This window comes from Pseudomonas sp. GW704-F2 (assembly GCF_059423025.1).
In genome coordinates this window covers 199,965-212,365 of sequence record NZ_JBWKXO010000002.1, presented here as the reverse complement: position 1 = coordinate 212,365, position 12,401 = coordinate 199,965, and the positions used below count along the sequence as shown (strand labels likewise).

The 12,401-nt window shown below is 59.8% G+C and carries 13 protein-coding genes and 4 tRNA genes; 9 read left to right on the top strand and 8 right to left on the bottom strand.

Going from position 1 to position 12,401, the window contains the following annotated elements; all coding sequences use genetic code 11:
• Positions 1 to 68 precede the first annotated feature (68 nt).
• From clpB to AC07W0_RS02755, 5 genes are all read left to right on the top strand, one after another.
• Positions 69 to 2,633, top strand: a complete 2,565-nt coding sequence (clpB, locus tag AC07W0_RS02775; protein WP_017845477.1) for an ATP-dependent chaperone ClpB — start codon at positions 69 to 71, stop codon at positions 2,631 to 2,633.
• A gap of 304 nt (positions 2,634 to 2,937) precedes the next feature.
• Positions 2,938 to 3,013: transfer RNA gene (locus AC07W0_RS02770), tRNA-Asn, on the top strand.
• A 10-nt stretch (positions 3,014 to 3,023) separates the two neighbouring features.
• Positions 3,024 to 3,100, top strand: a tRNA-Pro gene (locus tag AC07W0_RS02765).
• Positions 3,101 to 3,106: 6 nt separating this feature from the next.
• Positions 3,107 to 3,182, top strand: a tRNA-Lys gene (locus tag AC07W0_RS02760).
• A 94-nt stretch (positions 3,183 to 3,276) separates the two neighbouring features.
• Positions 3,277 to 3,353, top strand: a tRNA-Pro gene (locus AC07W0_RS02755).
• Positions 3,354 to 3,468: 115 nt separating this feature from the next.
• On the opposite strand, the gene AC07W0_RS02750 is transcribed toward AC07W0_RS02755, so the two are convergent.
• The 4 genes from AC07W0_RS02750 to AC07W0_RS02735 all read right to left on the bottom strand — a co-directional run bounded on the left by AC07W0_RS02750 (position 3,469) and on the right by AC07W0_RS02735 (position 6,788).
• Positions 3,469 to 4,767: an NAD(P)/FAD-dependent oxidoreductase gene (locus tag AC07W0_RS02750; protein WP_017845476.1), complete on the bottom strand. Its 1,299-nt coding sequence runs from the start codon at positions 4,765 to 4,767 to the stop codon at positions 3,469 to 3,471.
• A 60-nt stretch (positions 4,768 to 4,827) separates the two neighbouring features.
• The gene (locus AC07W0_RS02745) at positions 4,828 to 5,001 is read right to left on the bottom strand and encodes a DUF3094 family protein (RefSeq protein WP_016976295.1); all 174 of its coding nucleotides are present in this window, start codon (positions 4,999 to 5,001) and stop codon (positions 4,828 to 4,830) included.
• 90 nt (positions 5,002 to 5,091) lie between these two features.
• Positions 5,092 to 5,721, bottom strand: coding sequence for a DUF1780 domain-containing protein (locus AC07W0_RS02740; protein ID WP_017845475.1), 630 nt, complete (start codon positions 5,719 to 5,721; stop codon positions 5,092 to 5,094).
• Between the two features lie 164 nt (positions 5,722 to 5,885).
• Complete coding sequence (locus AC07W0_RS02735) at positions 5,886 to 6,788, bottom strand: GntR family transcriptional regulator (RefSeq protein ID WP_102617160.1); 903 nt, start codon at positions 6,786 to 6,788, stop codon at positions 5,886 to 5,888.
• Positions 6,789 to 6,955: 167 nt separating this feature from the next.
• Here AC07W0_RS02735 and AC07W0_RS02730 point away from each other — a divergent pair, with 167 nt between their 5' ends.
• The 4 genes from AC07W0_RS02730 to AC07W0_RS02715 all read left to right on the top strand — a co-directional run bounded on the left by AC07W0_RS02730 (position 6,956) and on the right by AC07W0_RS02715 (position 9,322).
• Entirely contained in the window at positions 6,956 to 7,705 is a 750-nt protein-coding gene (locus AC07W0_RS02730) for a hydroxypyruvate isomerase family protein (protein WP_102617159.1), read from the top strand.
• A 171-nt stretch (positions 7,706 to 7,876) separates the two neighbouring features.
• Entirely contained in the window at positions 7,877 to 8,344 is a 468-nt protein-coding gene (locus AC07W0_RS02725) for a hypothetical protein (RefSeq protein ID WP_017845474.1), read from the top strand.
• Entirely contained in the window at positions 8,341 to 9,030 is a 690-nt protein-coding gene (locus tag AC07W0_RS02720) for an energy-coupling factor ABC transporter permease (RefSeq protein ID WP_102617158.1), read from the top strand. The genes AC07W0_RS02725 and AC07W0_RS02720 overlap by 4 nt, the downstream gene beginning before the upstream one ends.
• A 76-nt stretch (positions 9,031 to 9,106) precedes the next feature.
• On the top strand, positions 9,107 to 9,322 hold the full coding sequence (locus AC07W0_RS02715) for a hypothetical protein (protein ID WP_003171680.1): 216 nt from the start codon (positions 9,107 to 9,109) through the stop codon (positions 9,320 to 9,322).
• On the opposite strand, the gene yacG is transcribed toward AC07W0_RS02715, so the two are convergent.
• Genes yacG through AC07W0_RS02695 form a run of 4 tightly spaced genes read right to left on the bottom strand, consistent with a single transcriptional unit; the run spans position 9,319 to position 12,207 of the window.
• Positions 9,319 to 9,519, bottom strand: a complete 201-nt coding sequence (yacG, locus tag AC07W0_RS02710) for a DNA gyrase inhibitor YacG (protein ID WP_017845472.1) — start codon at positions 9,517 to 9,519, stop codon at positions 9,319 to 9,321. The genes AC07W0_RS02715 and yacG overlap by 4 nt on opposite strands.
• Positions 9,516 to 10,139 (bottom strand): dephospho-CoA kinase, encoded by a 624-nt coding sequence (gene coaE / locus AC07W0_RS02705; protein ID WP_046384731.1) that lies wholly within the window; start codon positions 10,137 to 10,139, stop codon positions 9,516 to 9,518. Before coaE ends, yacG begins: the two co-directional genes overlap by 4 nt.
• Complete coding sequence (locus AC07W0_RS02700; RefSeq protein ID WP_102617157.1) at positions 10,136 to 11,002, bottom strand: prepilin peptidase; 867 nt, start codon at positions 11,000 to 11,002, stop codon at positions 10,136 to 10,138. The genes coaE and AC07W0_RS02700 overlap by 4 nt, the downstream gene beginning before the upstream one ends.
• The gene (locus tag AC07W0_RS02695) at positions 10,999 to 12,207 is read right to left on the bottom strand and encodes a type II secretion system F family protein (RefSeq protein ID WP_102617156.1); all 1,209 of its coding nucleotides are present in this window, start codon (positions 12,205 to 12,207) and stop codon (positions 10,999 to 11,001) included. The genes AC07W0_RS02700 and AC07W0_RS02695 overlap by 4 nt, the downstream gene beginning before the upstream one ends.
• Between the last annotated feature and the right edge of the window lie 194 nt (positions 12,208 to 12,401).

Here is a 12,401-nt window from a genome sequence, read left to right as displayed (position 1 = left end):
GCTATCTGGCAGGTTTCTTCATTCAGGATGTGTTTGTAGCTCCGGCCTGCTCAAAAGGAAGGTGACTAATGCGTATTGATCGTTTAACCAGCAAACTGCAATTGGCCTTATCGGACTCCCAATCCCTGGCGGTCGGCCTCGACCACCCGGCCATTGAGCCTGCGCACTTGATGCAGGCGCTCCTGGAACAGCAAGGTGGTTCTATCAAGCCCTTGCTGATGCAGGTGGGCTTCGACGTCAACAGCCTGCGCAAGGAGTTGAGCAAAGAGCTCGACCAACTGCCGAAAATCCAGAATCCTACGGGCGACGTGAATATGTCCCAGGACCTGGCGCGCCTGCTCAATCAAGCGGACCGCCTGGCTCAGCAGAAGGGCGACCAGTTCATCTCCAGCGAGCTGGTGCTGCTCGCCGCCATGGACGAAAACAGCAAGCTCGGCAAATTGTTGCTGGGCCAGGGCGTCAGCAAAAAAGCCCTGGAAAACGCCATCAACAACCTGCGTGGCGGCGAAGCGGTGAACGACCCCAACCACGAGGAGTCGCGTCAGGCCCTGGATAAATACACTGTCGACCTGACCAAGCGCGCCGAAGAAGGCAAGCTTGACCCGGTGATCGGCCGTGACGACGAGATTCGTCGCACCATCCAGGTCTTGCAGCGCCGTACTAAGAACAACCCGGTGCTGATCGGTGAGCCTGGCGTGGGTAAAACCGCGATTGCCGAGGGCCTGGCCCAGCGCATCATCAACGGTGAAGTGCCGGACGGCCTCAAGGGCAAGCGCCTGCTGTCCCTGGACATGGGGTCGCTGATCGCCGGCGCGAAATTCCGCGGCGAGTTCGAAGAACGTCTCAAATCCCTGCTTAACGAGCTGTCGAAGCAGGAAGGGCAGATCATTCTGTTTATCGACGAGCTGCACACCATGGTCGGCGCCGGTAAAGGCGAAGGCTCGATGGACGCCGGCAACATGCTCAAGCCTGCCTTGGCGCGGGGCGAGTTGCACTGCGTGGGTGCCACCACGCTCAACGAATACCGCCAGTACATCGAGAAGGATGCGGCCCTTGAGCGGCGTTTCCAGAAAGTGCTGGTGGAAGAACCGAGCGAAGAAGACACCATCGCGATCCTGCGGGGCCTGAAAGAACGCTATGAGGTCCACCACAAGGTAGCGATCACTGACGGCGCGATCATTGCGGCGGCGAAGTTGAGCCATCGCTATATCACCGACCGGCAGTTGCCCGACAAGGCCATCGACCTGATCGACGAAGCGGCCAGCCGTATCCGCATGGAGATCGACTCCAAGCCGGAAGTGCTCGACCGTCTTGATCGGCGCCTGATTCAACTGAAAGTCGAATCCCAGGCACTGAAAAAAGAAGAGGACGAAGCGGCGAAAAAACGCCTGGAAAAACTCCAGGAAGAAATCCTCCGCTTGGAACGCGAGTACTCGGACCTCGAGGAAATCTGGAACGCGGAAAAAGCTGAAGTACAGGGTTCGGCACAGATCCAGCAAAAGATCGAGCAGTCGCGCCAGGAGCTGGAAACCGCACGCCGTAAGGGCGACCTGAACCGCATGGCCGAGTTGCAGTACGGGGTGATCCCGGACCTGGAACGCAGCCTGCAGATGGTCGACCAGCATGGTCACAGCGAGAACCAATTGCTGCGCAGTAAGGTGACCGAGGAAGAAATTGCCGAAGTTGTCTCGAAGTGGACCGGTATCCCCGTGTCGAAAATGCTCGAAGGCGAGCGCGACAAGCTGATGAAGATGGAAAGCCTGTTGCACCAGCGCGTCATCGGCCAGGAAGAGGCGGTGGTGGCGGTGTCCAACGCGGTACGGCGTTCCCGTGCCGGGTTGTCCGACCCGAATCGTCCAAGTGGTTCGTTCATGTTCCTCGGCCCGACCGGTGTGGGTAAGACCGAGTTGTGCAAGGCCTTGGCCGAGTTCCTCTTCGACACCGAAGAAGCCATGGTGCGGATCGATATGTCCGAGTTCATGGAGAAACATTCCGTGGCTCGCCTGATCGGGGCGCCACCGGGCTACGTAGGCTACGAGGAAGGCGGTTACCTGACCGAAGCGGTACGGCGCAAGCCTTACTCGGTGATCCTGCTGGATGAGGTCGAGAAGGCCCACCCGGACGTGTTCAACATCTTGCTGCAGGTGCTGGAAGATGGCCGGCTGACGGACAGCCACGGGCGTACTGTGGATTTCCGCAACACGGTGATCGTGATGACCTCCAACCTGGGGTCGGTGCAGATCCAGGAACTGGTGGGCGATCGTGAAGCCCAGCGCGCAGCTGTGATGGATGCGCTGACCACGCACTTCCGCCCGGAATTCATCAACCGGGTCGATGAAGTGGTGATCTTCGAGCCTTTGGCACGGGATCAGATCGCGGGCATCACCGAGATCCAGTTGGGCCGCCTGCGCAGCCGTCTGGCTGAGCGCGAGCTGGCGCTGGAGCTGAGCCCCGAGGCGTTGGACAAGCTGATCGCGGTCGGTTACGACCCGGTGTATGGCGCACGGCCGTTGAAGCGTGCGATCCAGCGCTGGATCGAAAACCCGCTGGCCCAGTTGATTCTGTCGGGCAGCTTTATGCCGGGCACCAGCGTCAAGGCCACGGTGGAAAACGACGAAATCGTATTCCACTGAGTTCGGTCGGTCGGGCTATAAAGAGAAGGCCTCGCGTTGCGAGGCCTTTTTTTTCGATAGGGCGTTGAACTGTAAGGCAAAGGCTTGTAAAGTGCGCCCCGCAGCAACGTCAGCCCACGGGTTTCTTCTCCCCAAGAAGAAATCAGAAAGAAGCGCAAATCATTGTCTTAAAAGCAATTTAAAGGGTTGACAGGGGTTTTTAAGATTGTAGAATAGCGCGCCTCAGAGACGCGAACGTAGCGATACGGACGCATCGAAGAGAAGGTTACACAGCAGTAAAAGTTGTACATTTGAAATGTGTAGTTCCGTGATAGCTCAGTCGGTAGAGCAAATGACTGTTAATCATTGGGTCCCAGGTTCGAGTCCTGGTCACGGAGCCAATTTCAAAACCGGGGTATAGCGCAGTCCGGTAGCGCGCCTGCTTTGGGAGCAGGATGTCAGGAGTTCGAATCCCCTTACCCCGACCATTTTTTGGGTCGTTAGCTCAGTTGGTAGAGCAGTTGGCTTTTAACCAATTGGTCGTAGGTTCGAATCCCACACGACCCACCATTTTTGAGACCAGTTAACGCTGGAATCAGATCTTAAGATCAGAGGTCAAAAGCCCTGATCGAAGAAGGCGGCTGAGAGGTCGCCTTTGTTTTACCGGGGTATAGCGCAGTCCGGTAGCGCGCCTGCTTTGGGAGCAGGATGTCAGGAGTTCGAATCCCCTTACCCCGACCATATTAAAAATCCTCGTATCGAAAGATACGGGGATTTTTTTTGCCTGAAATTATCCCAAATCCACCACAACACCAATGTGGGAGGGAGCAAGCCCCCTCCCACATTGATCGCGTGTTTAGTGAAGTTTGAGACGTGGCTCAGTTCCGCGCCCAATCCGGCTGCCCAGCATCAGCATCGCCGTGCGGAAGACGCCATACAGCGCCATCTGGTGCATGCGGTACAGCGACACATAGAACATCCGCGCCAACCAGCCTTCCAACATCACACTGCCTGTGAGGTTGCCCATCAGGTTACCCACCGCCGAGAAGCGCGACAGCGAGATCAGCGAGCCGTAGTCGGTGTACTTGTACGATGGCAGGTCCTTGCCTTCGATCCGCAGCTTCAACGATTTGGCCAGCAATGAAGCCTGCTGGTGCGCGGCCTGGGCGCGTGGCGGTACGTTGCGGTCGGTGCCGGGTTGTGGGCAGGCGGCGCAGTCACCGAAGGCGAAGATGTTTTCATCGCGGGTGGTTTGCAGTGTCGGCAGCACCTGCAGTTGATTGATGCGGTTGGTTTCCAGGCCGTCGATGTCCTTGAGGAAGGCGGGCGCACGGATGCCGGCGGCCCACACTTTCAGGCTGGCCGGAATCACTTGGCCGCTGCTGGTGATCAGCGCGTCGGCCGTCACTTCGCTGACCGCCGAGTTGGTCAGCACCGTCACGCCGAGCTTCTCCAGGGTTTTATGCACCGGCCCACCGATCCGCTCTGGCAGGGCAGGCAGGACCCGTGGGCCGGCTTCGATCAGGGTGATGTGCATGTTTTCCGGTTTGATCCGGTCCAGCCCGTAGGCTGCCAGTTCATGGGCGGCGTTATGCAGTTCGGCCGCCAGTTCAACCCCGGTGGCGCCAGCGCCGACGATGGCCACGCTGATCTTTTCCACCACGTCGGTTTGCCCGGCATGGGCGCGCAGGTAGTGGTTGAGCAACTGCTGATGGAAGCGCTCCGCCTGTTTGCGCGTGTCGAGGAACAGGCAGTGTTGCGCCGCGCCTTCGGTGCCGAAGTCGTTGGTGGTACTGCCGACCGCGATCACCAGGCTGTCGTAGCCCAGTACGCGCGCAGGCACCAGTTCGCGGCCTTCTTCGTCGAGGGTCGCGGCCAGTTGGATTTTCTTCTGTTCACGGTCGAGCCCGCTCATGCGCCCCAGCTGGAACTCGAAGTGGTTCCATTTGGCCTGGGCGACATAATTGAGTTCGTCTTCCGAAGAGTTCAGCGAGCCGGCGGCCACTTCGTGCAGCAGCGGTTTCCAGATATGGGTCAGGTTGGTGTCCACCAGCGTGATGCTGGCGGTGCCGCGCTTGCCTAGAGTCTTACCCAGGCGGGTAGCCAGCTCCAGGCCGCCGGCGCCGCCGCCGACGATAATAATACGATGGGTCATGGGGATATCTCGCAAGGCTAAAAGAAATCGGAGCGGTTACCCCCGCGAGCGCCAGGCAGCTCATAGCGTCAGGTAACTCAAAAGGCGGCTCAGCAGGCCGAGCCCGATCACCACCACCAGCACCACACCAAGGAGCAGCCACGGCCGGAAAGGCTTGCGCTCGACTCGGTTCTGGGAGAGTTGCAGGTACTCTTCGACATGCTGTTGGTCGTCGGGGTTCAGGCGGCTGGTCATATAAGGCCTCGTCAGGTAGACGTTGCAAAAGGGTGCCACGTTACGGTCAGGGAGTTGGCGGTATCGCCATAAGCGTAGCCTGTGCTCGCGTCACAGGCTGATGCCCACGTCGAACACGATGCTGCGCCCCAGATTGTTGCGCAAGAAATCCGGCGCGTCCGGGTGGGCGAACAGTACCCGGGCAAACGTCGGCCCCACCAGCGACAGCGAGCGCCAGCCCTGGCGCAAGTATTCGGTGGGCGGCGGGAAATGACTGTTGAGGTCCAGCACCTCGCGCTTGAGGCTGGCGAAGGCGACGATATCCAGCTCGCCCAGGTCCATCCCGCGTTCTTTGTAGTTGTGCGCTTTTTTACGCAGGGTCGGCGCCAGGCGCAGCAGGAATTCATGGGCCGGAATCCGCCGCGGCTTGGCTTCGCGCCTGACCAGTTGGCTGAGGGAAAACGCACTGCGTCGACGCAGCAATTCGTCGCGCCATTCATCGTTCAGACGGCGTCCTTCGTCCAGCACGAAAAACACTTCGAAACTGGCGTCACGAAACAGCACGTCCGGCGGTTCTTGCCCGGCGGCATGAAACTCTTCGGCGCGGTACGGCACGTTCAAGCCTTGCAGCAGGCGCTGGCAGACCCAACGCTCACGCTCCCATTTACGGGCATTGGACAGGAACGCATTGGCTTGTTCGGCTGCCACGGTGAGCAGGCGCAAATAATCTGAGTCATCCATGCGTGCAGCTTAGCGCCCAAATGTGATCTTAAAAACATACGCCGTCGCGAAAAAATAAAGTCTATCGTTCGCCGTTTTGTATTTTGTTATCGTAAGGAACAATCATGCTAAGCTGATGTGCGAATTTCAGAGCGCGCGCGGTTCATCGATGCCAGCGGTGCTCTCTAGATCCCATCACTTTTTGGCAGGATGCCCTGATGAGTTTTGAGTCGGCCCACTTCGTCCAGGTGCCTCCAGAGAAACTGCGCGGCTTCTTCGCGGCGACCGGACTCGATGAGGTTGAGCAAATGGATGTGCTCCTGGCATTGCGTCACAAGGCGACTGCGATCGACGTTCGCTTTGTAGCTCATGAAGCGCCGGAGCTGGTTCTGCTGACGGAGAGCATCAATGAAAAAGACATTCCCCGAGCACTGCACGATCACTTCGTGGAACTGGGCGCCGATTTGGAACAGTTGGGCGCGGGACAGCGTGTTGATGCCCCCGTCGATCAGGGCCTGTTGTTGCTGCCTGGCTTGGGCAAATGCGGTTTGGTTGACCTGATAGCCGGGTTCGAGCAGGGCCGCCGGCTCGATAGCCATGCGGAAACGGTAGCTCTGGATGTGAGCCGTCGTGCTATGCACGAAGTCTTTGAGCTCCCATCCTTGCCCCGGTTTGCGCTCCACCATGGCTTCGCCAGCCAGTCGGTTCAATACCTTGAGCAATTGCCCTCGAGGCACGTCGTAACGCCGCAACAGTTGGGCTTCGAAAAACTGGGCGGGTATTTCACCAGCCAAAATATCGTCGACTACGCGAAGATAAAAGTCTTCGAAAGGGTCGCTGGCCAGAGGGAATGCGGACTCCTGGATATCCCCAGCGTCTTGCTTCAGAAAGTAGCCGCGATTGGGTTCTTGAGTCGCAAGATCCCACTCGGCAAGCAAGGCAAACACTCGTCGGATAGGCGAGCGCGAAACGCCCAGCGCTTGAGCGAACGTCTGCTCGCGCAATGGCTCGCCGGCCCGCATCGAGCGGGCGCGAACCATGCCGATGACCTTCGGTGCCAGCTGCAAGGCAAGGTCTTTCTTGATCACAGGCTCTCTCTTGAATGGTCGGCGTCAGTCCGTGCCTGTCGGGGCAGGGCCACATCGAACTGGGGTGGGAAAATACCATACCCGGCAGTGCCGAGTATCTGCGCCGAAGACGCAGGAACTTGTGGAACAACTTTTTAAAGCTCCTTTCCTGGACGGATACCTGCCTTATGCTGAAATTCAACGCTCACCTTGGCTTTCAATTCAATGAATTGCCATTCCTGCAACGCATCGAAGCCGCCGCCGCCGCTGGTTTTCGTGCGGTTGAGTTCCCGTCGCCTTATGAGTTCGACGCAAGTCTGCTTGCAGATCATTTGGCTCAACACAACTTGCCGTTGATTCAATTTTCCGCTCCGGCGGGCCTGACCAAAGGCATCGCGGCCTTGCATGGCAAGGAAGGCGATTTTCGCAGTGGCTTGCTCCAGGCCGCCAACTATGCAAAGGCGCTGGGCTGTTCGGACGTCCACATCATGTCGGGCATTACCACTCGGGATGACGCGGCGCTCATCTACGAGAGCAACCTGGAATACACCGTCAAGTATTTTGAAGACCAGGGTTTGCGGCCATTGATCGAAGTCATCTGCGCGCAGGAAATGCCGGGCTATTACATGTCCGACTTCAGCAAGGCGCAGCACGTTCTGGAGACGTTCCCGAGTGTCGGGCTGATTCTTGATCTGTACCACGCTCAGCGCCTGACTGGAGACGCGGCGGATGTCCTGGCGCGGTTTTACGAACGAACCGCGCATGTGCAAATCGCCGACTGTCCGGGGCGTCATCAGCCGGGCACGGGGAGCATGGATTTCTGCGCGCTGTTCACCACATTAGAACAGCGCGGTTATCAGGGATGGATCGGCTGTGAATACCGCCCGACCGGCGTCACGGTTGAAAGCTTGGATTGGATCAAGCCGTTCACTGCTTAGTTGGCGATGCGTCGGAGGCGCAACCAGGGGCGGCGAGAGCATCCTGAGGCTCAGTGTTCTCCTGCTGCCCGCGCTGTGGTTTTTCCGCATTCGTTCAGACTGCAGGAGGTCCCAGGGAGAAAGCCCGGTGTAGACTGTCGACTCGGTTTTTTCCCAAGCATGAGGTGTGCAGTGAAGTTTTTCGCCGTGCTGTTGTTGAGCCTGTTGCCCGTGTGGGCCCAGGCGGTTGAAGTGGGTGAGCGCGTGGCGCCCTGGACTCTGCTGGATCAGTTCGATCAGGCCTACACCCTGGATGACCAGGCACAGGTCCTGTTGGTGGCCCGCAGCATGGATGCCGCCAAGCTAGTGAACGCCGCCCTGCAAGGCCAGCCCAAAGGCTATCTCGAAGCACGGCATGGGGTGTTTGTCGCGGATATCCAGCGCATGCCTCGGCTGGTCGCCAAGCTGTTCGCGGTGCCGGCCATGCAGTCCTACAACTACCGGGTCATGCTGGACCGGGACGCACGCATCGCTCCGCGTTATCCCGCGCCTGTGGATAAGGTGCTGTGGCTGCAATTGGATAATGGCAAGCTGACAGCGCGCCACGAGTACGGCTCTGCGGCTGAACTGCGCGAGGCCCTGGAGCAGGTGAAACCGTGATCAGTGCCGCGGTGCTGGCGCCGGGAACCCTCGGCATCGGCTGGCTGTTGTACGCGCCGGTGCTGTTGTGGGCGATCATGCGTTCGCCGTGGGTCGAGCTGTTCGCTGACCGGCGGCGCCAGCATTTGCTGTTCGGTACGGTGTTCGCGTTATTCATGTTGTGGTTGGTGAGACGGGACTTCGATACCGGGGTCTCCTACCACTTTATCGGCATGACGGCCGTGACCCTGCTGCTCGACTGGCCGCTGGCAATCGTCGGCGGTTTCGCCGCGCAGTTGGGCTTGCTGTTGCTGGGTCGCCAGGACCTGGCCGCCGTGGGCATCAACGGCCTGCTGCTGATCGTGCTGCCGGTGCTGGTCACTGAAACCTGCGCGGTGCTTGTCGAGCGGGCACAACCGCGTAACCCGTTCGTCTATATCTTCTGTTCCGGCTTTTTCGCCGCTGCATTGTCGGCCTTGCTCTGCCTGTTGGCCGGGCTGGGGTTGCTGTGGTTCGACGGGCGTTTCGCGATGCCGGAATGGCTGGAGGATTTTATCGGTTACCTGTGGCTGATCATCTTCCCCGAGGCCTTCATCAACGGCATGGTCATCAGCGCCCTGGTGGTGTTTTGCCCGGAATGGCTGGAGACATTCAACCGCACGCGCTACCTCTCGGCGCCCTGGAAAGACGACAATTCGCAGACTTGACTCAGATCAAATCGCGCCCAGCGTGGCGGGCCCATGCTTTGCGAAACTTTTCCTGAGCAAGATGGGAGCACGGATCATGAGTGTGTATGAATGGGCACGTCAGGAGTTGCGCAGAAGCCAGGACGCGGCACAAGAAATCGGCTTTGATCCAGGCTTGACCTTGCGCGCGATGCTCAGCGCGGTGGTGCAGCAGAGCAAGGGCGTGCGCAGTTTCGAAGACCTGGCCGACGAGTTGCAATACCTGGCAGAGAACCTCGACGACCAGCAGGAATATGCCTTTATGCGGCCTTAATGGCGCGGTGGCAGGTCTTCGGAAAACAGCTCGTCTTCGGCGTCCGGCGCCACGGGGATCTTATGTTCCTCAGCGGCCCAGGCACCCAGGTCGATGAGCTTGCAACGGTCCGAGCAGAACGGCCGGTTGAGGTTGGTCGCTTTCCATTCCACGGGTGCGCCGCAGGTTGGGCATTCGACGGTCAAGGGTTGGCTCATGATCGGCCTCCACGCAAAGTAAGGTAAAAGTGGTGCAGTCGTTCGACCTCGCTGTGCAACCAGGCGAGGTCGCGGTCATTGACCAGCACGTCATCGGCATGGCTCAGGCGCTCTTCGCGGCTGGACTGGGCCTTGAGTATCGCCTGCACCTGTTGTTCGCTGATGCCGTCGCGCTGCAGGGTACGCTGAATCTGCAGGGATTGCGGCACGTCGATCACCAGGATGCGTTGGGTCATGCTGTGCTGGCCGGATTCGATCAGCAGCGGCGACACCAGGATCGCGTAAGGCGAGCGCGCACGCGCCAGGTGGTTGCGAATCTCTTCGCCAATCAACGGGTGCAGCAAGGCTTCCAGCCAGCGGCGTTCTTGCGGCACTTCAAAGATCAACTTGCGCAATGCGGCGCGGTCCAACTGGCCGTCGGGCTGCAGCACGCCGGCACCGAAATGTTCGACAATGCTGGCGAGCGCCGGCCGGCCGGGTTCGACCACCCAGCGCGCGGCGTGATCGGCGTCTACCAGGTCTACGCCGAGGTCGCTGAAGTGCTGGGCCGCGGCGCTCTTGCCGCTGCCGATGCCGCCCGTAAGGCCAAGAATCCAGGGTGTTGCAACAGGAGTGGTCATTTGAAACCGACAGACTGCAAATAGAAGTCGGTTATTTGACCACCCCAGAGCACGGCAATCCAGCCGGCAATTGCCAGATAGGGACCAAACGGCATCGGCGTGGCCGCCTGGATCTTGCTCCGACGCAGCAGGATCAGCCCGCCGCACACGCCCACCAGCGATGACATCAGCAGCGTCATCGGCAGGATTTGCCAGCCACCCCAGGCGCCGAGCAGCGCCAACAACTTGAAGTCGCCGTAGCCCATGCCGTCCTTGCCGGTGGCCAGCTTGAACAGCCAGAACACCGTCCACAGGCTCATGTAGCCGATCACCGCACCCCACAGTGCATCGGGCAGGGGCACCAGCAGCTCGACGCTGTTAAGCATCAGCCCCAGCCACAACAGCGGCAGGACCAGCACGTCGGGCAGCAGTTGGTGGTCGACGTCGATCAGGCTCATCGCCAACAAGCCCCAGCTCAACAGCATCACTGCGCCCGCTTGCCAGCCAAAGCCAAAATGCCAGGCCACCACGGCCGAGATCAACCCGCACGCCAGTTCGGTCAAGGGATAACGCGTACTGATCGCTTCGCGGCAATGGGCACAGCGGCCCCGGAGCATCAGGTAGCTGAGCAGCGGGATGTTTTCCCACGGCCGAATCGGCTGATTGCAGTGCGGGCAGCAGGAATTGGGCTGCATCAGGTTGTATCTCGGCCCGACGGGGTCGCCGGGCAAACCGAGCACTTCTTGGGCCTGTGCGCGCCATTCCCGTTCAAGCATTTTCGGCAGGCGCCACACCAGCACGTTGAGGAAACTGCCCACGATCAAGCCCAGCACCATTGCCATGGCGACAAAGGCCCACGGCTGCTGGCTCAACAGCAGGCTCAAAATGCCGTACCGAGTTGGAAGACCGGCAGGTACAGGGCGATTACCAAAGCGCCGACAATCCCGCCGAGCACCACCATGATCAGCGGTTCCATCAGGCTGGTGAGCTGGTCGACCAGCGTGTCGACGTCCGACTCATAGTGGCTCGCGACTTTTTCCAGCATGTGCTCCAGGGTGCCGGATTCTTCACCAATCGCCGTCATCTGGATCGCCATGCCAGGGAACAGACCGCTGGTAGCCATGGCCCGATTCAACGGCATGCCTGTGGATACATCGTGACGCATATGTTCGATAGCCTGTTTGAATAGCTGGTTGCTGGCAGCGGCCGCCACTGAATCCAGGGCCTGCACCAACGGCACTCCGGCCGCGAACGTAGTTGAAAGCGTGCGTGCGTAGCGGGCGACCGCCGACTTTTTCAGCAGTGTGCCCGCCAGGGGCGCTTTCAACAAACCGGCATCCAGCCAATGACGAAAACCCGGCGATACGCGATAGGCCCGGCGCAACCCCAGACCTCCCGCGCCCAGGCTGAGCGCCAGCATCCACCAGGCTTGTTGCAGGAACTCGGACAAGGCAATCACGTACAGAGTAAAACCAGGCAACTCGCTGTCCACGCTGGCGAACAGGTTCTGGAATTGCGGCACCACATGGATCAGCAAGAGACTGCTGACAAGGCTGGCGACCACGATGACCGCGATGGGGTAGGTCATGGCCTTCTTGATCCGGGCCTTGAGCCGTTCGCTCTTTTCCAGGTGATCCGCCACCCGTTCCAGAAGGGTTTCCAGGGCACCGGCCTGCTCACCCGCCGCCACCAGGTTGCAGTACAGGTCATCGAAGTAGCGCGGCTGTTTGCGCAGGGCCGACGCCAGGGTATTTCCGGCGCCGATCTCCTGTTTCAGGCCTTTTACCAGCCTGTACATGTGGCGGTTGTCGAAGCCTTCGCTGATCACGTCGAAGGCTTGCAGCAAGGCAATGCCGGCCTTCAGCAGTGTCGCCAGTTGGCGGGTGAACAGGGCAATGTCCGCCGGTTTGATCGGCGCAGCGAGGCTTGGCAGGCCGGCGGATTGTTTGCGCACGCGGCCAGGGCAAATCCCTTGCTGGCGCAGTTGTGCCTTGACCCGCGCGAGGTCGTGGCTGACGGTTTGCCCGGACACCCTGCGTCCCTGGCGGTTGATGCCTTCCCAGGCGTATGTCGTGGCAGCGTTGGTCATGTCTCTGTTCCGCACACAGGTCGTCGAATCTTTATAGCGTAGCCAGGTGACGGATTCGGATTGCTCGGCGTTCAACGATAAAATGTCAGATTGTGCGTCTTGGACGCGATTGGCCGCTCGCGGGTGAGTACACTGGCGCGGCTGCACGATACGGGGCGCAGGACGCGCCTTGTCATGGGTTCTGTTCTGGAGAG